The organism is Acinetobacter sp. AL9 (assembly GCF_041464035.1).
GTDB lineage: Bacteria > Pseudomonadota > Gammaproteobacteria > Pseudomonadales > Moraxellaceae > Acinetobacter > Acinetobacter towneri.
This window is the reverse complement of sequence record NZ_JAYFSK010000013.1, coordinates 41,933-63,522: the sequence shown is the minus strand read 5'-3', so window position 1 is coordinate 63,522 and position 21,590 is coordinate 41,933. Positions and strand designations below refer to the sequence as shown.

The window sequence follows — 21,590 nt, the reverse complement described above, 5'->3', positions numbered from 1 at the left end:
AGTAAACATCGTTCGATTGCTGGTTTTTTAGCAGGCGTATTTTCTTCACTATGTGCGTATCAACTTTGCCAAAAGAATAAGCCTAAAATTCATGTGATTAAATCTTTGGCTTATCCGTAACTGGGGTTAAATAAGCATCAATATATTCATACTATCAATAGCACGCTTTTAACAATCAGAAATTGATTATAAGCCATCAGTGAAATAAGTATTGAAAGTTCCTTCTCCCTGAGGAGAAGGCGAGGATGGGGGGATGATGAATATGAATTTATTATTTAGACAGCTACTTTGAGGTTTATTTTTAATAAACTACTGTTTTATATTGTGAATATTGGCTTGAATCCAAATATTGCCACGAATGTATTGTCCAATTTCAAAGTTTTGGTGCGCAGGATTTTTAGTTGCAAGACGAATTAAAATCGCAGGCTGATTTTCATCATGAATTAGAGTGACATCATAAACAGTATAGGCTTGATTCATGAATTCAAAACTGGTTTTACCAACAACATTGCCCTGAAACCAAGCTTCATCTTCCTGACCGATATTTTCGCCATATAAATATGCGACCATTTTAGAAAAATCCACCGTTACAGGTGCTTTGTCATCTTCGGACTTAGGTTGCCATGCGTCAATTTGTTCTTGCAGATTGGCAGGTGCAACACCATCATTGGCTGCTAAAATATCATTCAGCGCACGATGGTGTTTAATTGACGCAGGATCATCGACCACCAATTGTTCGCCTTCAGCAACAGCTTCAAGTTCATACGCCCATGCGTTTAAATGCACCCAGTAGGTTTGATCTTTTTGGTATTGTTGATGGTTGACGCTGTATAAACTGTCAAAAGCATAGACAATACTGTTGTTGCCTAAATTGAGTCGAAGCACCGCTTGAGTGTTAGATTTGCAGCTAATGATACGTTCAATTTTAGCTTCAACTTTGTAAGGACTTTCAAAGCAAGGGAAAGCCGTTTTTACAGCTTGTGGTTTGTTATTTTCAACCGCAATCACTTGTGTCAATTGAATTGCCTCTTTGCTTGGGCCTTGAATCAGCCATGTGCTTTGATCCATTTCTGCTTCTTGGCGGCATAAACCCATTGGCATAATTGGTGCATCTAGAGCCAGTCCTAACCATTTTGGAACTTCGGTGTAGGGTTCATCCGTGAGTAAATTCCAATGTTCAACATGGCTGCCGAAGTTCTGATCTTCAATGCGGATGATTTCTGGTCTATTTTGATTGTTCATAAGCACTTTGAGATGTTGGGTTCTTTTCTTTACTCTTAGATCGAGGGTTATTTCGATTTTTCAAGTCTTTGGCTGAAATTTCATGTAATGCCACTGCATTTGTACAGATTGTGGACAGCGATGCAGCAGAAACAAAATCACATCCATCTACACTTTAGCATGCAATTCTGAGCATTTTAAACATACTGCAATGTAATGAGTTTGATACACTAGTCGCATATTATTATCAGGGTTGCACAGTGCTGCCATTTAAACTTTGGGTTGATGCAGATGCATTACCTAAAATTCTAAGAGAAGTCATTTTACGTGCTTCAGATCGTTACCAACTTGAAGTCACTTTTGTTGCCAATCAATCGGTCGGGATTACGCCTTCGGTACGGATTAACTCTATTCAAGTGATGCATGGTGCCGATGCCGCCGATCAGGAAATTGTAGATCGCATGAAGGAACACGACATTGTGATCACGCAGGATATTCCACTAGCGGCACAAGTGATTGAAAAGGGCGGAATAGCGATTCATCCACGTGGTGAAATTTATACTGTTGCCAATGTGAAAGCGCGTCTGCATTTGCGTGATTTTATGGATACTTTGCGTGGTGCAGGCGTACAAACAGGTGGGCCAGCACCTATTTCAGAACGTGATAAACGTGAGTTTTCAAGTAGTCTAGATCAAACCATCCAAAAGCAAAAACGTAAAACTGCTTAATACGAGTCACGCATGCCTTCTAAAACCAATATTATGATGACCTATGCCTTATTGGTTTTCATTTGGGCAACAACGCCTTTGGCAATTGTCTGGAGTGTGTCAGATTTACACATGCTTTGGGCTTTGGTGCTACGTTTTTTCATTGCTTTGCCCTTAGCTATTATTTTATTGCTGCTGTTAAAAGTGAAATTTCCACATCATCTACAAGCGTGGCATAGTTATTTGGCAGGTTCGTTTAGTCTGATCGGTTCACAAATTTTCACCTACATTGCCACCGCTTATTTAAGCTCAGGCATTATCGCCCTGATGTTTGGTCTGACCCCCATCATAGCAGGTTTGATTGGTCGTTTTGTGTTTCAGTTGCATTTGGCACGTATTCAATGGATCGGAATGACAGTGTCCATTTTAGGGCTTGGCATCATCTGCTTTGGCGGCGAAACACAGCATGTGCATCCTCTGGGTATTGTTTTAATGCTGTTTAGTGTATTGACCTACACCATGTCTATTTTCTGGGTGAAAAAAGTTAATGCGCAAGTTGAACCTGTAGCACAGGCAACTGGCTCGATTTTGGTATCAACCATTGCGGCTTTATGTATTGTGCCGTTTATTTGGCAATATGTACCGACTAGTTTGCCGAGTCTTAAATCTATCGCAGCTTTACTTTATACCGTGATCATGGCTTCTTTGATTGCAATGTTCTGTTATTTTAAATTGGTGCAGAATATTCAGGCGACCACCTTATCTTTAACCACCGTCATGACGCCAATGATTGCTTTGTTGATTGGTGCTTTACTCAATCAAGAAGCTTTATCGGTCATGGTATTTGTGGGCGCTTTGGTTTTATTGTCAGGCTTAGTGCTGTATTTTTATCGTGATCTTAAAGCAAGTCGGGCATTGGCTCAGAAAATCAAAACACCATCCTAACGATATGCAAAGATGGCGTTATCCACGTGATTTTATATACGCGAACATGCAGAAATGATTTATTTTATTTCTTAGATTATGCTTGTTTTAAAGCAACGGCTTCTGCAAGTTTGACGCGATCTTGAGGGTGTAGAGTAATAAAATACGCCCCAGTACGATATTGTCCATTTTCTTCTTCACGGCTGTAAACCACTTGCGCGGTTGCGGCTATATGGAAAAAGTTTTCAGGATGGCTGAGCGTGACATGAATATAACTGCCCGTGTTTAATTCACGTTCACTATAAAAACTGAAACCACTTTCTGAAAAATTGACCTGTTCAGGGATAGGTAACATGCTTTGTACAATTGCATCGTATAAAGACCCTGTAATAAGGTTTAATTTTTGGTTGAATAAGGATAAGATTCGAGCAATTTGTTGATCTTTTTCAGTTAATTGTTCTAATTCGTAGTTTAATGCATGATCAAATTGATCTAATTCTGCGAGTAGTAGAAAATAACGCGGTAAAACAAAATTAGCATCGTAAGGGTCGTTCAGCGCAACATCGTCAGAAATGATCTGGTAATTGATTCTCAGGGCAGCATCAATTCGTGACATGACACGACGTTCAGACGCGACGCTTTGATGCTGTAAATTTTCCATAATGTATTACCTCGGACTTGATGGTATGTTTAAACCAATCTCGCTATATATAGGGTTGAGATATACGCGCGCTCGGCGCAGTAACCACTTTATTTCTTTTATTGCCTTAGTTTCGATGATCGGTCTAACTTTGGGTGTTGCCGTCCTCATTACCGTACTTTCAGTGATGAATGGTTTTGATCGTGAATTAAAAAATCGTGTCTTGGGCATGATACCTCAAGCCACTGTTTCATCAACACAAATTTTAACAAATTGGCCAGAACTTGCAACGAAAGTTGAGCAACATAAGCATGTTGTTGGTGCTGCACCATTTACGCAATTGCAAGGCATGTTGACTGCACAAGGGCAAGTGTCGGGCATTATGGTCACGGGAATTGAACCCGAATACGAAAAGAAAGTATCCATCATTCAAAACCACATGGTTGCAGGCAGTATCGATAATCTGCAAAAGGGTGAGTTCGGTATTGTTTTGGGCAAACAAATGACCGATGCCTTGGGTTTGGGTTTAAACGACAGCATTACCTTGGTTTTACCTGAAGCGACGCCATCACCTGCAGGCGTTGTACCGCGTTTTAAACGCTTCAAAGTGGTCGGTATTTTTAGTATTGGTGCAGAAGTCGATTCGATGATGGGATATATCGCCCTGAATGATGCTTCGACTTTGCTGCGTTTACCCGATGGTGCGCAAGGTGTACGCTTAAAACTGGATGATATTTTTGCTGCACCACAAGTATCTCGAGATATTGTGCAAGAGCTACCTGCCAACTTTTACGCTTCGGACTGGACTTATACTCACGGTAACTTGTTTAGCGCCATTCAAATGGAAAAGGCGATGGTGAGCCTATTGTTATTCCTAATTGTTTTGGTGGCTGCATTTAATATCGTGTCTTCTTTGGTGATGGTTGTGACCGATAAAAAATCGGATATTGCGATTTTAAGAACTTTGGGTGCATCACCAAGCACGATTACCAAAATTTTTATGGTGCAAGGTACGGTCATTGGGGTTATTGGTACGGTTTCAGGTGCAATCTTGGGGATTATTTTCGCGTCCAGTATCAGTGGCTTTATTGCATGGTTGAATAATGTATTAGGGCTAAACTTATTTGATGCCTACTTTATCAACTACTTACCTTCATATTTAAGATGGCAAGATGTGGTGGTGATTGTGAGCTTGTCATTAATTTTAAGTTTCTTGGCGACGATTTACCCTGCATTACGTGCCGCGAAAATTCAACCAGCAGAGGCATTGCGTTATGAGTAAGATTGTTCTGGAAGCCAAGCAAGTTTCTAAACACTTTACCGATGGCAAAACCACTGTTGAAGTGATTCGTGGTCTAGATTTACAAGTTCAGCAAGGGCAGTTTGTGTCGATTGTCGGAGCGAGTGGTTCGGGCAAAAGTACCTTATTGCATGTGTTGGGTGGTTTAGACCGTCCAAGCACAGGCGAAGTATTTTTACATGGGCAGCGTTTTGACAATTTAGGCGAAGCTGAACGCGGCTATTTGCGTAATCGATACCTCGGTTTTGTTTATCAGTTTCACCATTTATTGCCTGAGTTTAGTGCGCTTGAAAATGTGGCAATGCCGTTAATGTTACGTGCAGGCACAAATTACAAAGAGGTGAAGGCACAGGCAGACTATCTGCTTGAGCGAGTCGGTTTATCGCATCGTTTAACCCACAAACCGGGTGAGCTTTCTGGAGGGGAGCGTCAGCGTGTTGCGTTGGCACGTGCATTAGTAACAAAACCCGCACTCATGCTTGCCGATGAACCCACTGGAAATTTAGACCGCAAAACTGCAGTTAAAATTTTTGAATTGCTGCGTGAATTACGCAGTGAATTTAACATGGCGATGCTGATTGTGACTCATGATGAAGAGTTGGCAAAATCTGCCGATACCATTTTGCACATGCAAGATGGTGTTTGGGTAGATGCTTAAGGGGCATAGTTCGTAAAGCCACTCAAAAGCGATTGCGTTTAAAATAGCAATTGCTGGAATAAGATTGTTTTGTTGAAGCCCACTTCGGTGGGCTTTATGATGCATGCCAATAAAAATAATAAGTTTAATATTCATGCTGCAATTGATTGGTCTGGCTTGGGTGATTGGGATCGCCTGTGTCGGAATACGTTCTTCTTCTTTTCCAATACATTCATTGACTTCCATGCCTAGTGCAATGGTTTTACTGATTTTATGCAGTATCGTTGTGCAATACTTGTTGCAAGCTCGCTTATCTTCAATCTATTGGAAATGTTTGAATGTAGGAGTGGCAGGTGTTTTGAGTCTTGTTTTCGGTTTGATCTATGCGGATACGCAGATGCAGCAGCGTTTGCAATGGCGTGAACTACAACCTGAATTTGCTGAAGTCGTGGTTTATGTCAGACAGTTAAATCAGCTAAATGACAACAGCATTTCACAAAGGGTTGAGGTGTTAAACCGACATCCTCAAACAGTGACATGGTTAGCAACTTTAGCACAAACTCAGGTAGATCAAGAGCAAAATTTAGAACTTGGACACTATTACAAATTAAGTGGAAAAATTCGCCCTGCGCATAGTTATGCCACAGCAGGTGCATTTGATGTAGAGCGGTGGTATTTACAGCAAAATATTATGAGTGGTTTTCGGGTTGAGCAGATTCAGCCTATCTCGGCTGAACAAATTTATGCCATGGGGTTTACACAACATTGGCGTGCCCAACAGACGCTATGGGCAAAATTTCGATTATGGATTGAACAGCAGCGTTATCAAATTCGACTGTTTATTCAGCAGCAACCTTTGCATCATCAAGGTTTAATTCTTGCATTACTCACAGGAGATAAAAGCCTATTAGATGCAGAAACTGAAGCACAGTTTCAGCGTTTTGGAATTAGCCACTTATTGGCTATTTCAGGGCCACATGTGCTGATTTTTGCAGGCATGCTATGTTGGGCATTACGTCAGCTGATTAGGTATTACCGTCCGCATTGGTATTTGTGGATGCCTAAACAATACTTGCTCATATTGCCATTTTTAAGTTGTGTATTGCTGTACACCGCCTTTGTCGGTTTTGAAATTCCTGCATTAAGAACCTTGCTGATGTGCAGTCTAGTGACAGTAATGTTAGTGCTGAAGCAGAAGCTTCAAGGCTTTGCCTTGCTGATTTATAGTGCTGCCTTATTATTATGGTTTGATCCTTTAAGTGTACTGTCTGCTGCTTTTTGGCTGTCTTACGGGGCCTGTTTTATTCTACTGCGTATTTATCAGAGCTTGAGTGCGCAACCACGTATAGAGCTGAATCGTTGGCAGCAACTGAAACATGCCAGCAAAATTCTAATCGAGTCGCAATGGAAAATTTTTATTGCCTTATTTCCTTTGGTGATTGTGTTTTTTAAACAAGTGGCGTGGATTGCACCGCTTATTAATATCATCGCAATTCCATTGATTGGTATGCTGATCGTGCCTTTAGATGTTTTGGCAGGAATTTGCTTTTTTATTTTTGAACCCTTGGCGTCAATACTGTTTCAATTGAATGATCTAGCTATGGCTTTGTTGCGCTTGATTTTTCAGGGGATGGAAACCATTTTTGCACCACAGTTGCATACTTTGTCGATGTCTGTGGTGGTATATGTCTGTCTTTGTCTAGGCTTATTTCTGCTATTTTTACCACAATCGGTATTACCTAAAACTTGGGCAATCTTGTGTTTTGTTCCGTTGGTTGTAGTAGATAGCCAGCGGCAACCATTTGAATTAACAGTACTCGATGTGGGGCAGGGACAAGCTTTATTTTTACGTTCAGGTCATTACAATATGATGATTGATGTGGGCGGTTCTTATGATGAAAGTAAGTTTAGTATTGGACAGCAAATTTTACGTCCATTTTTAGCGGTACATGGCGTCAAGCAACTGGATTTGGTGATTTTAAGCCATTTAGATCAAGACCATAGCGGTGCATTTTCTTATTTGCAAAATGAAGTCAATATTCAGCATGTCTTTGCCAATCAGACCGTAGATGTGGCAGTAAATAGCAAGTTTAATTTGTGTCAGCAAGGGCAACAGTGGTCTTTACCACATCAGGTACAGATACAAGTTTTATCTCCTAAACCGAGTCAATTACCCTATGCCGCACAGCAACAAAATGAGTTGTCATGTGTGTTGTATATTTCAGTGCCATCCGCACAGCCATATCAGCATTTTTTAGTGATGGGCGATGCAGGTTGGGCAACTGAATATCAATTGTTGCAGGAATATCCTGATTTAAAAGTAGATGTGTTAATTTTGGGTCATCATGGGAGTAAGCACAGTTCTGCCTATGATTTTTTAGCACATTTTAAACCCAAATTGGCCGTGGCATCTGCAGGTTTTGATAATCGTTATGGACATCCTAGTTCTTTAGTTCAGCAACGCTTGGCTGCGCTCAATATTCCGTTCATGAACACCATACAACAGGGCAGCGTACGTTTTTCTGTAGATGCACAACAGCGTATGCTTATACAGCCGTATCGGCAGCAGAAATTGTGGTTGCAGCGTTAGTTTGGTTCTGTGTCTGGGCACGTACAGCCTGCACATCTGCCAAGGCTTCTTGCACAGGTTTATGATAGACCCCGCGTAAATCTGGATGGGCTTTATAGCGTTTATAACTCCAGTGATAATGTGTAGGATAACGACGGATCAAATCTTCAATTGCACGGTGAATAATAGCTGTCCCTGCATTGGCATCACACTGATAAATGTGCTCATCTATCGCTTCGATATACATATCAAAGCCTTGATCTGCATTTCTTAACGCATATAAGAACAAAGCTTTTGCTTTAGTTTTCTGAATCAATTTGGCGCTTAAATTACTCGATTCCAACGGAATACCAAAAAAAGGAATCATCTCACCACCTATATTTGGGGTATGGTCTGGCAAAATGACAGTGGTTCCGCCTTGTTTGAGTGCTTTAAAAATTTGACGTACCCCAGATTCATCTGTTGGGACTAAATGTGCCTGTTCACGGCTACGTGCTTGGCGCACAAAATCATCTGCCGCAGGGTTTTTGACAGGTTTATACATGATGGTCATTTGCGTATATTGAGCGATCCACGCATTCATAATTTCCCAAGTGCCAAAATGCGGCACAATTAAGACCAAACCCTTTTGTGCAGCCAGTGCATCTTGTAATAGTTCTAAACCATGTACCTGATGGATTCTTTGAATATTTTTTTGATTGCTTGATCCCCAAATATGAAAAAACTCAAAATAAGAGGTCAGTTCGTTACGAATTGCTTGCTGGGTAATCTGTTCGCGTTGTTGTGAGTTCAGCTCAGGAAGCGCAATTTGTAGATTGAGTTGAATAGTTTGAGAGGTTTTACTCAAACGCAGTGTATTGACCAAAAAAGCCAAAGATTTTGCAAAAAAACGCGCAACTGTTAAAGGTTGTCGACTGACAAAATCAAGCAGGCGCGATAAAGCCGTTGTCGGTGCAGGTTCGGTCATAACGACAGCATCAATTGATAGAAAGGATAAAGATGTAAAATATTATAGGAGAAAATACAGGCTTTAGACAGTTTTTGCCAATTCCGTGTATATAATGGAGCAAATTTACTATTTTTTGGATTGTTTCATGTCCGATTGGCCACCAAAACCACAAAATGAATCACAGCAAATCCCATCACATGCGCAGCAGCCAACAGGCAATGAGTGGAAACTATTAGAAAAAGCAGTTTTAGCCTCAGTTGAAGAACAACGTCGTGCACGCCGTTGGGGAATTTTCTTTAAGTTTTTAACTTTTGCCTATGTTTTTTTGCTCTTGGTGATTATGGGCAAAGGCTGCAGTACTGCGACAACGAATCCATCTGCGGCGAGTCCACACATAGCAGTAGTCGATATTGTTGGAACGATTGCATCAGATAAGCAAAGTGTGAACAGCAACGACACCATTAAGTCGCTGAAAAAAGCCTATGAAAATAGCAACAGTAAAGCCGTAGTGCTGAACATTAATTCACCTGGCGGTTCACCTGTGCAGTCAGATGAAATCTGGCAAGAAATTCAATATCTGAAAAAACAGCATCAAGGGAAAAAACTCTATGCCGTGATTGGCGATACTGGCGCTTCAGGTGCGTATTACATTGCTTCCGCTGCAGATGAAATTATTGTCAATCCATCAAGTTTGGTGGGTTCAATTGGCGTGATTATGCCAAATTATGGGCTGAGCGGTTTAATGCAGAAGATGGGTGTGGAAGATCGTACTATGACCTCAGGTGAAAATAAAGCCTTATTGTCGATGACACAACCTGTTGATCCTGAACAGAAAAAACATGTGCAAGCCGTATTAGATAATGTGCATGGCCACTTTATTCAAGCAGTGAAAGATGGACGCGGCGCGAAACTGAAATCACAAGATCCTGCGATTTTCTCAGGTCTGTTCTGGACAGGTGAGCAAGCCGTGACTTTAGGCATTGCCGATAAGATTGGCAGTTTAAATAGCCTGAAGCGTGATTTAAACCTAGATAAAACAGTGAACTATACCATTGAACACAGTCCTTTAGACTCTGTGTTGGGTCGTATGGGGGCAGCAGTGGGAGAGGGCTTTGCCACTTCTTTATCTCAACATATTCAGACTGAGCAAAACGCGAAATTACAATGAAACCACTGATTCATTTTGCGCATGCCAATGGCGTGCCATCGAAGGTTTATCAAAAACTGTTTGATTTACTTAAAGATGATTACGATGTGATTTACGTCCCTTTGTTGGGGCCAGATAAGCGTTATCCGATTGATAATCATTGGCAAAGCTTAACCCAACAAGTGATTGACAGTGTTGTACGTCAAGCTCAGGGACGTAAAGTGATTGCGTTGGGGCATTCTTTAGGTGCAGTGTTGTCGTTTCAAGCCTCTTTACAACGCCCTGAATTATTTGAACAAGTGATCATGCTTGATCCACCTTTAATTATGGGTAAAGCATCGGTGTTTTTACATTTTGCCAAAATGTTTAAGCTTAAAGCAGTAGATCAACTGTCGCCTGCATCTTTGTCTTTGCGCCGTCGTGATCATTGGGAAAGTCGTGAGCAAGCAGCAGACTTATTGCGTCCGAAAGGTTTTTATCAAGATTTTGATGCCGACTGTTTTCAGGCTTATATCGAGCATGCTTTGACTGATGACCATGTACGAGGCGGGGTACAATTGACCATTCCAAAAATGGACGAGGTCAATATTTTTAGAACCAATCCATCACTGTGGTGGTTACCGCAAGCAAAACTGCAAGTGCCGACAGAATTGGTGATTGCAAAAAAAGGGCCGTTCTTAAAAGCAGGTTTCCCACAAATTACCGCCAAGAAATTCAACATTGCTTATCAGGTGGTTGAAGGTGGACATATGTTCCCTTTAGAAAAACCTGAAGCGACGGTGCAGTTGATTAAAGATTTGATTCAAGCACAGCAGAGTAAAGCTGCTTCTGTTTAATTCAGTCTGAACCAAATACGAACCATAAAAAACGCCTGATCAACAGGCGTTTTTTCGTATATATCAAAAGCTACAGACTTAAAGAATATTTAAAAATTGCAAAACTGCACAGGTTGTTGTAACAGTTGTTGGCGATACATCACACCTTGCGCAGTGTGCTGAATGGTTCCGTTACAAATCCATTCAACCACTTGCGGATAAATCAAATGCTCCAACACATGCACACGGTTCGCCAAGCTTTCGGCATCATCGCGGATGTTTACTTGCAACACACCTTGTGCCAGTGCTTGACCTGCATCTAATTCAGCAGTGACATAATGCACGGTACAACCATGTAAAGTATCGCCTGTATTGAGTACACGTTGATGGGTGTGCATGCCTTTATAATGCGGCAAGAGTGAAGGATGAATGTTGAGCATTTTACCTTCCCAAGCATGCACAAATTTGGCACTTAAAATACGCATAAAGCCTGCGAGAACAACCAAATCAACATCCCAATCAAGTAATTGTTGATGCATGACATCATCAAATAATTCACGACTCGGATATTGTTTGTGCTCAATCACTGCAGTTTGAATCCCTGCTTGTTGAGCGCGTTGTAAAGCATAAGCATCAGGCTTATTGGAAATAACCCCAACAATTTGCCCTGAAAGATTGGCATCTATCAGGGCTTGTAAGTTACTTCCGCTGCCTGAAACGAGGACAGCTATTTTGATCATCTGAGTCAAATCACGCAAAAATTACGCGAATTTTTTCATTTGCGCCTTCAACGGATTCGGCGTTGTCTTGAATACGACCCATCACCCAAGCTTTTTCGCCAAGGCTGTTGAGAAGCTCAACTGTTTTGTCTGCATCGTTGGCATCTACAACAACAACCATACCTACACCACAGTTAAAGGTGCGATACATTTCAAACTGTTCTACACCGCCTTCACGTTGTAACAATTTGAACAGTTCTGGCCATTCCCAAGATGATTCGTCAATCACTGCTTGCGCACCATTTGGCAATACACGTGGTAAGTTACCTGGTAAACCGCCACCCGTAATGTGCGCCATAGCATGCACATCAACTTGTTTGCACAGTTCAAGCATTGATTTGACATAAATGCGTGTTGGTTCCATGGCAACGTCAGCCAGTGGACGACCATCAACCAGTTGAGTTAAATCAACATTTTTTACGTCTAAAATTTTACGAAGTAAAGAGTAACCGTTTGAGTGTGCACCTGAAGAAGCGACACCAATCAGAACGTCACCAGCTTTTACTTTAGAGCCATCAATAATTTTGCTTTGCTCAACCACGCCCACACAGAAGCCTGCAAGATCGTAATCTTCACCTTCATACATGCCTGGCATTTCAGCAGTTTCACCACCTACAAGCGCACAGCCTGCAAGCTCACAGCCTTTACCAATTCCTGTAACAACATTGGCTGCAACGTCTACATTTAAGTGACCTGTTGCATAGTAGTCTAAGAAGAATAAAGGTTCAGCACCGCACACCAGCAAGTCATTTGCACACATTGCCACCAAATCTTGACCAATTGTGTCATGGCGGTTTAGGTTCAACGCTAAACGTAATTTAGTTCCTACACCATCTGTGCCAGATACGAGCACAGGTTCTTCATAACCTTTCGGAATTTTACAAAGTGCGCCAAAGCCGCCTAATCCACCCATCACTTCAGGACGAGTCGTGCGCTTAGCGACAGATTTGATACGATCGACTAACGCGTCGCCCGCTTCAATATCGACACCAGCATCTTTATAGCTTAAACCAGTGGTTGGGTTAGAAGTTGAGTTGCTCATAATGAAGTCTCCGCATTCGCGGGGCGATTATACCTGAATATACGAAACTCTTATGTTATTTATGCGCTAAAATGCTATCTTTATTCAAATATTTTAACTTCTATAACGAATAAACTGAAAAAAGGCGAATTTCTATGGTCGATCGTACCTTGCGTCGCATTTTTATCCTGTCTGGGATAGTTCTGCTCCTTTGGGTGCTGTACTTATTAAAACCGGTTGTCATTCCTTTTGTTGTTGCATTTTTCATGGCTTATTTATTTAGCCCATTGGTTGAACAATTTTGCAAAGTCGGTTTGCCACGTTGGCTATCTATCAGTTTGGTTTTTATTGGGATTGGCATCGCGCTGACTTTGGCAGTTTGGTACATCATTCCTTTGGTTTGGACGCAGTTGATGATTGCGCGTGACAGTATTCCTGTCGGTATTAACTGGATCAATTCGACCTTCTTGCCGTGGGTGTCTTCGACTTTTCATATTGAAGAAATGGAAATTGATACCTCGCACATGAGCAGCATCGTCATGGATTATGTGCAAACCAATTATAGTGCCGATAGTATTCAAGCCATGTTATTGAGTGTTGCACAGTCTGGTCTGAATTTTATTCAAATTGGTGGTACCGTAGTGCTGATTCCAATTATTGCTTTCTATTTTCTACTCGACTGGCAGCGTATGCTCGACAGCCTGCGTCGCTTAATTCCGCGTCCTTATGAGCAAAGCACTTTAGCTGTGGTGCAAGAATGTCACAGTGTATTAGGTGCTTTCGTTAAAGGTCAGTTTTTGGTGATGATCTTGTTGGGCGTCGTTTATGCGACTGGATTGCAACTGATTGGTTTAGAAGTCGGTTTGATTATTGGGATGGTTGCGGGACTTGCTAGTATTATTCCGTATTTAGGTTTCGCTGTAGGGATTGTTGCAGCCATTATTGCCACTTTCCTACAATTTGGCATTGACTGGATGCAATTGGTTTTAGTCCTTGTGGTCTTTATGATTGGACAGGCGGTGGAAGGCTATATTCTACAACCGTTTTTATTGGGTGATAAAATCGGGCTTTCGCCAGTCGCGGTGGTGTTTGCTGTTTTAGCAGGTGCACAACTGGCTGGATTCATGGGGATGTTGATTGCTTTACCAGTAGCAGCAGTGATTGTGGTTTTACTGCGTCATTTACGTGATTTTTACGAAAAAAGTTATTTGTATGGGCAACCTGTGGTGGTGTCGGAAGATGGTGCATCGGGTGACATCAGTATTGATACAGCACAAGTTCATATTGATATTGAGCTTGATCCTCAGTCAGCAAATTCACTGCAACAGACTGAAAAATCAAGTAAGATAAAGCCCTCAGATCAGCAAAACTCCTAGGTGATTACAATTCTATGCGTCAACTGCAGTTAGATATCGAGCCTCAATTAGATGCACGGATCAGTGATTTTTCTGGTCCAGGTTGGGGGCATGTGATTGATGCAGTTCGACAGCTTCATGCAGGATTGGTCAATCGCTTTTATGTCTATGGTGGTGCGGGCACAGGCAAAAGTCATTTATTGTCTGCAATTTGCGATTCCTATTTAGAAATTGGCAAATCAGCTATTAAAGTATCCTTACTTGAATTATTGGATGCCCCAACAGAAGCAATTACCTCTTTAGACCGTTATGATTTGGTTGCTTTAGACGATATTGAAGCGATTAGTGGTGTACCACATTGGCAACGTGCGGTGTTTCACTTAATCAATTACAGCAATGAGGTTGGTGGTCAGTTGGTGTTTTCATCACGTTTTGCACCGATTGAATTAAAGCTTGAATTGCCCGATTTGCAATCACGTTTGACGCAGGCAGTGAGTGTTAAAGTGCCTTCAGGCAGTTTGTATGCAGACCGACAAGCTTTAGTGAGTTCCGTGTTAGAGCGTCGCGGGATTATCATCGACCCACAAATTATTGATTACTTATTGTTACATGGCCCACAGCAGACCTCGATTTTGCTGCAAAGCCTTGAACAGTTGGTGCAATTACTTAAAGGAGAGAAAACGAAATTAAGTGGCGCAAACCTGCGTCAGATTTATGCTTTAATTGACGAATATCGGTAAAAATTAAAATTACTTGAGAATTTGCGCAAGCTATGCCAAATTATTCGGAAAATAATTCGAAGTTGCAGGGAATTTGCAACTAAAGAAGAAAAAAAACAAAGAAAATTACAAGGAGTACGCTTATGCTCAAGCAGAGCATCGGCATTGGTATGCTGTTTATCGCAGGTCATGCATATAGTAGTAATATCATTGTCACCACCACTGCTGACACCAAAGCAGATGATCAACAATGTTCTTTGCGTGAAGCCATTGAGTATATTAATTTAGGCATGCCTGAAGAAGGCTATTTGGGCTGTGGCGGCAAAAATGCCTCAAGTGTGATTTTATTAGAAAAGAAAGCCGTCTATCAAATTGATACTCAACTTAAAATTACAGAAAACCTTGAAATTAAAACCACCTATGACAGTAGTCTGAATGATAAAACTGCCCCAGGTTTGAATAATGCCACGATTCAGATGCGCGGCAATGAGCGAATTTTCCACATTGAAGATAGCAAGGATCGTTTCTTAAAAGTTTCTTTAAAAGAATTAACTTTACAGGGCTGCGGTGAGGAACGCTGTCGTCAGCAACAAGGTGGTCTGATTTATAATAATGAACATTTAATTTTAGACTATGTGAAACTGAGTCAGGGTGTAGCCAATCAAGGTGGGGCAATTTATAACCTCGCACAAATGACTGACGAGAAGATCCCTGCAGGTTTTATTGAGATCAAAAATAGCTTGCTTGAAGCTAACCAAGCGCAGGAAGGTGGCGTCATTTATACGCAATTCCCACGCTTTGTGATTACAACTTCAGTATTTAAAGGCAACAAAACCATATCAGTTGCTTCAGCCAATCTCTATTCTGCAGCAAGTTTGGCAGATGAAGAAATCAAAGCCTTTCCTAGTATGGGGAATATGATCGTGAGCAGTACTTTTACTGCAAATGAAGGCTATGTCATGAATGTGCTGGATGATATTGGTGTCAATAACATTAGCTTGATTGGTAACAGCCGTGGTGTGTATCTCAACGCACCTTTGGGTAAAGCCTATATTGCCAATAGTGTGATTTTGGGTAATCCACATCCTGTCAGTGTCAATACTGCAGCAAACTGTGTGCAAGCAGGTTCAGATGCAACAAGATTGCAAAATAACTTAGTCGGCGCAGGCTGTGGAGCAGGCGATAGCAACTATCCAAATACGCTATGGACTGCAAATTCGGTGCTTGCAGGTAATCTGCTTGAAGGTGCATGCCAAACCCTCAGTCAAGATAAAACGGCACTCTTTTGTCCATATCAAGTTCCTGAAAACTCATTCTTGGGCTTTATGCGCCCACGCGTATTGCTCAGTTATAACAGCCTGAAAGATTCTGTGGTGTTGAATCAGGGGCAATTACAACTGGGGGATAATACGGTAGTCGGTTGTGCTGCTTCAGATCAGCGCGGTAAAAACCGTCAGTCAGATATTACCTTATGTGACCGTGGTGCAATAGAGGTGATGGTTCCTGAAACTATGGGGCTTATAGGTCAAGATATTTTGGCGGGTCAAATTGCTAAAATGTCGGTGAGTGATTTGTTGGGTGATAGTGATTTGGTGCCTAAAGAATTTTGTGATCAAGTCTATCCAAACAATCCGACAGGCCAAGCATGGCAAGCAGGTTGTGTGCAAATTGAGCAACTCGATACACGTTCTAAAGGAAAATTGACCGTAGATGAGTTGGGGAATTTGGTATATACCCCAGATTCTGCTTGGCATGGTGCAGATGTCTTTAAAATTAAATTAGTTACCAGCACCACACGCTTTAACAGCACAACACCTTATATGGAAGTGAAAGTCCAAGTTATTCAAGAACATGAAAATCGTATGGAAAGCGATAAAATAAAAGTTTCTGGTGGTGCATGGAGCGCTTACGGATTAATGACTTTATTGGGTTTGTTGGGTTTACGCCGTAGAAAAGCATAAAGGATGAATATGAAAAATAATAAAAAAACACTATTAGGGATAATGGTGCTGTCTGCTATGTCGCTTATGGCAGCAGATAATCGTGTGATTCAGGTCACGACCTTTGAAGATCAAAATGGTGAAGACTTAAGCAAATGTTCATTACGTGAAGCGTTAGTTGCGGCCAAGCAGAATATTGCGTTCGGTGGATGTAGTGCAGGCAATACCAACCGTGGTGCAACCGATATGATTCAGTTGCAGGCTGGGGAATATATCTTAAACTCAGAATTACGCCCGCAATCTATGGTGCGTATTTATGGGGCGACAGCGGTCGACTATAACCAAGTAGATCCAATTACACATCGTTATCCTTCAATTGCACCGTTAAAAACCACTATTAATGCACATGGCAATAGCCGCATTATCAATACTTCAGATACCCAAGCCAGCGTGGCGCTATACGATGTCATTCTAAAAAATGGGAATGCCCATGGTGGTGGTAATGCAAACCCTGCAGATGCAGGCAAGGGTGGTGCATTATTTGTGGCAGGCCCATTAGCTGCGAACAATGTCGAAATTCAAAATTCGCATGCAGAACAAGGTGGTGCAATTTACGTTGTTGCTCATCAAGCGGAGCGTCAAGTCAATTTAGAGAATGCTTATATCCATGCGAACCAAGCCAAAGTAGGCAGTGTGTTGGCAATGGATTGTAGTGCTAACTTGGTCAATACACGCTCTATGGTGAAAATTGACCGCAGCAGTATTGTGAAAAATGGTGCTGCAAATAGTCTTAGTACTTTTGATCTTTGCGGCCAACCAGATCTTGCGTTGACTGCCAGTACGATTGCACAAAACCAAGCTGATACCAGCAAAGGTCATATCTTTAACTTAAGTAATGCAGAAAATCATCCGCTTAGCACTTTGTCACAGGTGTATTTGCAAAGTAATACCATTGTTGAAAATAAAGCATTGAGTACTTTGTTTTATGACAATTATCCACGTATTGTCCTCTCTTTTAATATGTTGGCCTTTAACCAAGGTAAATCTTGTCGTTATGCATTCCCTGCGAGCTTAGAGCAGGCGCGCAACATCAACACAATTCGCAATGCCTTATTCGCAATGGGATCAGCGACAGAGCAAGGCGAGTGTGATTTGCCTGAAACAGCAAATAGTTCTTATGATGGTGCTAAAAATTTGGATTTGACAGGGCTTAGCTTTGATCAAGTATTGCAGCCCTTGCAAGAACCATCTGCTTATAATTTATTCCTGCCGTTGTATTATCCAAAACTTGGTTCAGACCCTGCGAAAGATTTGATTGATGTAAACAGCATGGGGTGTAGTGATTATGAACAACGTGGTTTAGCGCGGGTGAGTAATGCAACTTTAACTTTAAATCCTGATGCAAAAAATACCTGTGAAATTGGCTCTGTAGAAGTGATGCGCTTAAATGCAGCCGATATTCAAAGCTTGCGTAATGTCTCTTATGAAAGTTTATTTGCCAATTATCAGCAACAAATTGACCGTATTCAGTCTGCGATAGATCAAAGTAAAGATGCTGCATCTTCGGTCGTTTCTCAATCGCGTACTGATTTGAAAACGATGCAGGATTTGTTGGCGAATACCAAAGCTAAGCAGCAATATCGTGCCATTTATGTTGATCCATTTGCGATGGCATTAAAGCAAGATGAACCAACTGCAGATGGGAAATTTGTTCAGTTAAGACAGCTTAATTCTGACAACTTTAGCATTAGCACTGAAGTATTGGGGATTGGTGCAATTTCGGGTTCAGGTACCACATTTAGTACCGATAAATTGACCCAAGATCCACTATTCAAATGTGAATGGGATGCACAGTTGCAACGGATTGTGATGTATCGACTGAATGATAAAGTCACAGAAGCAACCGATTCAGCGTATTGTAAATACACCATTACCTCAAAATTGGACAGTAATTTGCATTCTTCGGGCTTACTTGAAGGTAAATTTAGCAATATTGCCCCAATTGCAAAAGATGATCGTGTACGACTTGAATATGGTACAGACCTCAAAGTGAGTTTTAATCCATTGCTGAATGATAGCGATGCAGGCGATGGTTCTATCAGCACTTTGAAAGAAAATACCAATAAGCCTGCATTCTATAAAGATAGTACAGGACAAGAACTGGCAATTCGTTTTACACAAGTACCTTCAGGTGTGGTACTTACGGCAGATCGTCAAGCACCTTGTCCTGGGGATTATGCACGTGAAATTTGTTATGGTGGCAATATTCAGGTTCAAGTACGAAATAGCTTTAGCCCATTTGATTATGAGCTGAAATACACGATTTTCGATCATGAACTGGAATTATCGCCTGAAGCGACCATTACTTTAGAAAATACAGCGAAAAATACCAATTATGAAGCCAGTGGTGGCGGTGGGGGAAGCTTAGGTTTCTGGGGTATGTTTGGTTTAATCGGATTGGCGTTCTATCGTCAACGTCCAAGAAAATCGTAATCTACCGACTCTTTATTGCAAAAGCCTCATCTGTTTTACACGATGAGGCTTTTGTTATTGGTGACTTCAAGTACTTTCTATTATCCATGAACAGATAAAATTAGTGACTCATTGCAGGCTGCTGATATTTAAGAATGTATTCCTGACGAATTAAAGGTCGTTGTTCAGGTGTTGCTTGTTGCAAGCGTTGTCCTAATTCACGACGTTCTTGCGTGCTCATTTTTTGCCAAGTTTCACGCATTTTTTGTTTTTCGCTATCAGGCAGTTGAGTAAACCAATCCATCCGCTGCTGTAAAGCTACGCTTTTTTCTGCAGGAATTTCTTTTAAGTTTTGATAGCGCTTAATTAAGGCCAATTGTTCTTCTTCAGAAAGAGTTTCCCAGGTTTCTGAAATTTGCGTATCTGCATCTTTGGAAAAAATCCAAAAACGCTCAAACCCTGCAAAACTGGTTTGTAAAAAACTGAGCGCACAACACGCAATCACAATTCGTTTAGCTGCCATGTGGAACTTTGTCCTCACCCAACACCATTAACATTTCTAAATCTTCCACCATTTGTGGAGAAAGTTTAGGAACAGATACAGCTTGATTCTGCGGCTGTGTGGTCATTTCCATTGAATTTGGCAAGACCACAAAACCTGCAATTGCCGCAGCCAATGCAAAACCTGACATTTTCCAAAGCCCATAGCGCGATGTTTTCTTGTCTTGAATATTGTCCAAGACATGATTCATGACCGCGGCTTTGTCTTGATGGTGGCGAGCCAATCCATCAAGTTTAGATGTCACTTGTTTTAAGAAATCATCTTGTTTCATTCTGATGATCCTCCCAGATACGGATTCATATGTGCCAAACTGTTGCGTAAAGCTTGAATAGCACGGTGATAATGCGTTTTTACACTGCCTTCAGTGCAGTTCATAATTTGTGCGGTGGTTTGCGTATCAAAACCTTCCCAAGCACGTAACATAAAAGCTTGTTGTTGCCGCACAGGAAGCCCCGCAATTGCTGCCTGAATTTCTTCTACAGTCACAGCTTGATCTAAAAACTCTGCAGGATTGAGTGCTTGCTCATCGACAATATCAAGTTGTTCAACATCGTCATCATCTAAACTGATTTTTTTGAACCATGAAAACGGTTGAGCGCGGCGAGCTTCTTTACGACGCCAATCTTGTAATTTGTTATTTAAAATGGTGTAAAACAGGGGATACCATTCCTCTGTGGCTTTGTCAGCATAAGATTTATGCAAGGAAATAAAGGCTTCTTGCACCAAATCCATAGCAATGCCGTGCTGTCCTTGCGTTGCACTTTCCATCATCACTAAGGCACGCCCCGTTACGTCTTGCATGAAATTCTTCAGACGTTGCTCAGCCGTACTCTTAAGAGCACTCAAATTTTCCGAGTGTGACGACTTCGGGTTTAAATCCATAGAGATGGAAAATCCTGTCATTGGATACCCACCATTATTTTTAACATCATATTTTTATAACGCTAAAAACAATGGTTTGGTTGACATTGCAAGTTATTATTTTCAGTCTAATCTATTTTTTTTGCAGGGCTAGTCTTTTTAAAATAAATTAACCATTTACAGACGTTGGCGTACCATTTCAAAGAAACAGATTGAGCCTGCAATTGCCACATTCAAAGATTCCTGTCCACCTGGTTGTGGAATACTTACCGCTTCTGCATGCTGTAAGGCATAATCGGACACACCTTGACCTTCATTGCCTAGAATCCAGACGCAAGCCTTACGCAGATTTTTGGAATAGAGACTTTCTGCATGGTGTGAACTGGTCACATATACAGGAATCTGAAATTGTGCTAAGACATCTTCGAGTTCAATATTTTCAAAGGTATGCAAGCTAAAGTGTGCGCCCATGCCTGCACGTAACACCCGTGGCGACCAAAGTGAGGCAGAACCTTTGGTACAAATAATTTGTTCAATACCTGCTGCTGCTGCAGAGCGCAATAAGGTGCCGACATTACCCGGATCTTGCACATTTTCTAAAATCAGTGTGTCTGCTTTAAAGTCTAAAGCTTGGCTTGAACTTGGCACGTCGACAATGGCTAAACAGGCAAGGGAAGTGCCTAAAGTGCTTAAATCTTTATATAAAGATTCGCCAATGACAAAGACCACGCCTGTGTATTTAGCCAAAATACGCTCATAGTCAGGATGGCTTAGTGCATGTTCGGTGGTAAAAATCGAATTGATTTTTTTATTTTCATGTAACCACGCCAGACACAAATGTGTACCTTCAAGTACCGTTTGTCCCTGTTTTTTGCGATAGTTATTTTGTTCAATTAAACCACGTAAGTGTTTAATTTTCGGGTTATCTTTTGATTCTAAAAAAATCGTAGGCATGCGATAAAATCCACAGCA

Annotated in this window: 21 protein-coding genes and 1 pseudogene; 13 read left to right on the top strand and 9 right to left on the bottom strand. The window is 41.3% G+C overall.

Features of this window, described 5'->3' with window-relative positions; genetic code table 11:
- A pseudogene (locus tag ACEO2X_RS04995) lies at positions 1-120 on the top strand (IS982 family transposase); the annotation flags it as partial.
- A gap of 189 nt (positions 121-309) precedes the next feature.
- Here ACEO2X_RS04995 and ACEO2X_RS04990 read toward each other — a convergent pair.
- Positions 310-1,242, bottom strand: a complete 933-nt coding sequence (locus tag ACEO2X_RS04990; protein ID WP_004971838.1) for a hypothetical protein — start codon at positions 1,240-1,242, stop codon at positions 310-312.
- A 239-nt stretch (positions 1,243-1,481) separates the two neighbouring features.
- Here ACEO2X_RS04990 and ACEO2X_RS04985 point away from each other — a divergent pair, with 239 nt between their 5' ends.
- Both ACEO2X_RS04985 and ACEO2X_RS04980 read left to right on the top strand, forming a co-directional pair.
- Complete coding sequence (locus ACEO2X_RS04985) at positions 1,482-1,949, top strand: YaiI/YqxD family protein (RefSeq protein ID WP_004971836.1); 468 nt, start codon at positions 1,482-1,484, stop codon at positions 1,947-1,949.
- A gap of 12 nt (positions 1,950-1,961) precedes the next feature.
- Complete coding sequence (locus ACEO2X_RS04980; RefSeq protein ID WP_104853213.1) at positions 1,962-2,873, top strand: DMT family transporter; 912 nt, start codon at positions 1,962-1,964, stop codon at positions 2,871-2,873.
- Positions 2,874-2,949: 76 nt separating this feature from the next.
- On the opposite strand, the gene ACEO2X_RS04975 is transcribed toward ACEO2X_RS04980, so the two are convergent.
- Positions 2,950-3,513 carry a PilZ domain-containing protein gene (locus tag ACEO2X_RS04975; protein ID WP_004971830.1) on the bottom strand — a complete coding sequence of 188 codons (564 nt, stop codon included), beginning with the start codon at positions 3,511-3,513 and terminating at the stop codon, positions 2,950-2,952.
- Between the two features lie 25 nt (positions 3,514-3,538).
- Between ACEO2X_RS04975 and ACEO2X_RS04970 the strand changes: the two genes are divergently transcribed.
- The 4 genes from ACEO2X_RS04970 (at position 3,539) to ACEO2X_RS04955 (ending at position 8,019) form a co-directional block, all read left to right on the top strand.
- Positions 3,539-4,774 carry a lipoprotein-releasing ABC transporter permease subunit gene (locus tag ACEO2X_RS04970; RefSeq protein WP_004971828.1) on the top strand — a complete coding sequence of 412 codons (1,236 nt, stop codon included), beginning with the start codon at positions 3,539-3,541 and terminating at the stop codon, positions 4,772-4,774.
- A complete protein-coding gene (gene lolD, locus ACEO2X_RS04965; RefSeq protein ID WP_179994639.1) occupies positions 4,767-5,450 on the top strand; it encodes a lipoprotein-releasing ABC transporter ATP-binding protein LolD in 684 nt (227 codons plus the stop codon). Before ACEO2X_RS04970 ends, lolD begins: the two co-directional genes overlap by 8 nt.
- A 96-nt stretch (positions 5,451-5,546) precedes the next feature.
- Positions 5,547-5,681, top strand: coding sequence for a hypothetical protein (locus ACEO2X_RS04960; protein ID WP_257221668.1), 135 nt, complete (start codon positions 5,547-5,549; stop codon positions 5,679-5,681).
- Entirely contained in the window at positions 5,674-8,019 is a 2,346-nt protein-coding gene (locus ACEO2X_RS04955; protein WP_371971150.1) for a DNA internalization-related competence protein ComEC/Rec2, read from the top strand. The genes ACEO2X_RS04960 and ACEO2X_RS04955 overlap by 8 nt, the downstream gene beginning before the upstream one ends.
- Here ACEO2X_RS04955 and ACEO2X_RS04950 read toward each other — a convergent pair.
- Positions 7,976-8,965, bottom strand: a complete 990-nt coding sequence (locus ACEO2X_RS04950; protein ID WP_004971822.1) for a lysophospholipid acyltransferase family protein — start codon at positions 8,963-8,965, stop codon at positions 7,976-7,978. The genes ACEO2X_RS04955 and ACEO2X_RS04950 overlap by 44 nt on opposite strands.
- Before the next feature lie 127 nt (positions 8,966-9,092).
- Between ACEO2X_RS04950 and sppA the strand changes: the two genes are divergently transcribed.
- Positions 9,093-10,115, top strand: a complete 1,023-nt coding sequence (gene sppA / locus ACEO2X_RS04945) for a signal peptide peptidase SppA (protein WP_371971149.1) — start codon at positions 9,093-9,095, stop codon at positions 10,113-10,115.
- Entirely contained in the window at positions 10,112-10,930 is an 819-nt protein-coding gene (locus ACEO2X_RS04940; RefSeq protein ID WP_004971819.1) for an alpha/beta fold hydrolase, read from the top strand. Before sppA ends, ACEO2X_RS04940 begins: the two co-directional genes overlap by 4 nt.
- Before the next feature lie 89 nt (positions 10,931-11,019).
- Here ACEO2X_RS04940 and purN read toward each other — a convergent pair whose 3' ends face one another.
- Positions 11,020-11,649 carry a phosphoribosylglycinamide formyltransferase gene (gene purN / locus ACEO2X_RS04935; protein WP_371971148.1) on the bottom strand — a complete coding sequence of 210 codons (630 nt, stop codon included), beginning with the start codon at positions 11,647-11,649 and terminating at the stop codon, positions 11,020-11,022.
- Positions 11,650-11,659: 10 nt separating this feature from the next.
- A complete protein-coding gene (gene purM / locus ACEO2X_RS04930; protein ID WP_371971147.1) occupies positions 11,660-12,730 on the bottom strand; it encodes a phosphoribosylformylglycinamidine cyclo-ligase in 1,071 nt (356 codons plus the stop codon).
- Positions 12,731-12,864: 134 nt separating this feature from the next.
- On the opposite strand from purM, the gene cxpE reads away from it, so the two are divergent.
- From cxpE to ACEO2X_RS04910, 4 genes are all read left to right on the top strand, one after another.
- Positions 12,865-14,085: a chloramphenicol efflux transporter CxpE gene (gene cxpE, locus ACEO2X_RS04925; RefSeq protein ID WP_371971146.1), complete on the top strand. Its 1,221-nt coding sequence runs from the start codon at positions 12,865-12,867 to the stop codon at positions 14,083-14,085.
- Between the two features lie 14 nt (positions 14,086-14,099).
- Positions 14,100-14,804: a DnaA regulatory inactivator Hda gene (hda, locus tag ACEO2X_RS04920; RefSeq protein WP_004971812.1), complete on the top strand. Its 705-nt coding sequence runs from the start codon at positions 14,100-14,102 to the stop codon at positions 14,802-14,804.
- A gap of 122 nt (positions 14,805-14,926) precedes the next feature.
- A complete protein-coding gene (gene rbtA / locus ACEO2X_RS04915; protein ID WP_104851732.1) occupies positions 14,927-16,744 on the top strand; it encodes a rhombotarget A in 1,818 nt (605 codons plus the stop codon).
- A 57-nt stretch (positions 16,745-16,801) separates the two neighbouring features.
- Positions 16,802-19,216 (top strand): CSLREA domain-containing protein, encoded by a 2,415-nt coding sequence (locus tag ACEO2X_RS04910; RefSeq protein ID WP_228153770.1) that lies wholly within the window; start codon positions 16,802-16,804, stop codon positions 19,214-19,216.
- A gap of 100 nt (positions 19,217-19,316) precedes the next feature.
- On the opposite strand, the gene ACEO2X_RS04905 is transcribed toward ACEO2X_RS04910, so the two are convergent.
- The 4 genes from ACEO2X_RS04905 to ACEO2X_RS04890 all read right to left on the bottom strand — a co-directional run bounded on the left by ACEO2X_RS04905 (position 19,317) and on the right by ACEO2X_RS04890 (position 21,572).
- On the bottom strand, positions 19,317-19,718 hold the full coding sequence (locus tag ACEO2X_RS04905) for a DUF3106 domain-containing protein (RefSeq protein WP_004971806.1): 402 nt from the start codon (positions 19,716-19,718) through the stop codon (positions 19,317-19,319).
- Entirely contained in the window at positions 19,708-20,028 is a 321-nt protein-coding gene (locus tag ACEO2X_RS04900) for a hypothetical protein (protein WP_004971804.1), read from the bottom strand. Before ACEO2X_RS04900 ends, ACEO2X_RS04905 begins: the two co-directional genes overlap by 11 nt.
- Entirely contained in the window at positions 20,025-20,639 is a 615-nt protein-coding gene (locus ACEO2X_RS04895; protein ID WP_004971803.1) for an RNA polymerase sigma factor, read from the bottom strand. The genes ACEO2X_RS04900 and ACEO2X_RS04895 overlap by 4 nt, the downstream gene beginning before the upstream one ends.
- Positions 20,640-20,795: 156 nt before the next feature.
- Complete coding sequence (locus ACEO2X_RS04890; protein WP_004971802.1) at positions 20,796-21,572, bottom strand: RNA methyltransferase; 777 nt, start codon at positions 21,570-21,572, stop codon at positions 20,796-20,798.
- Between the last annotated feature and the right edge of the window lie 18 nt (positions 21,573-21,590).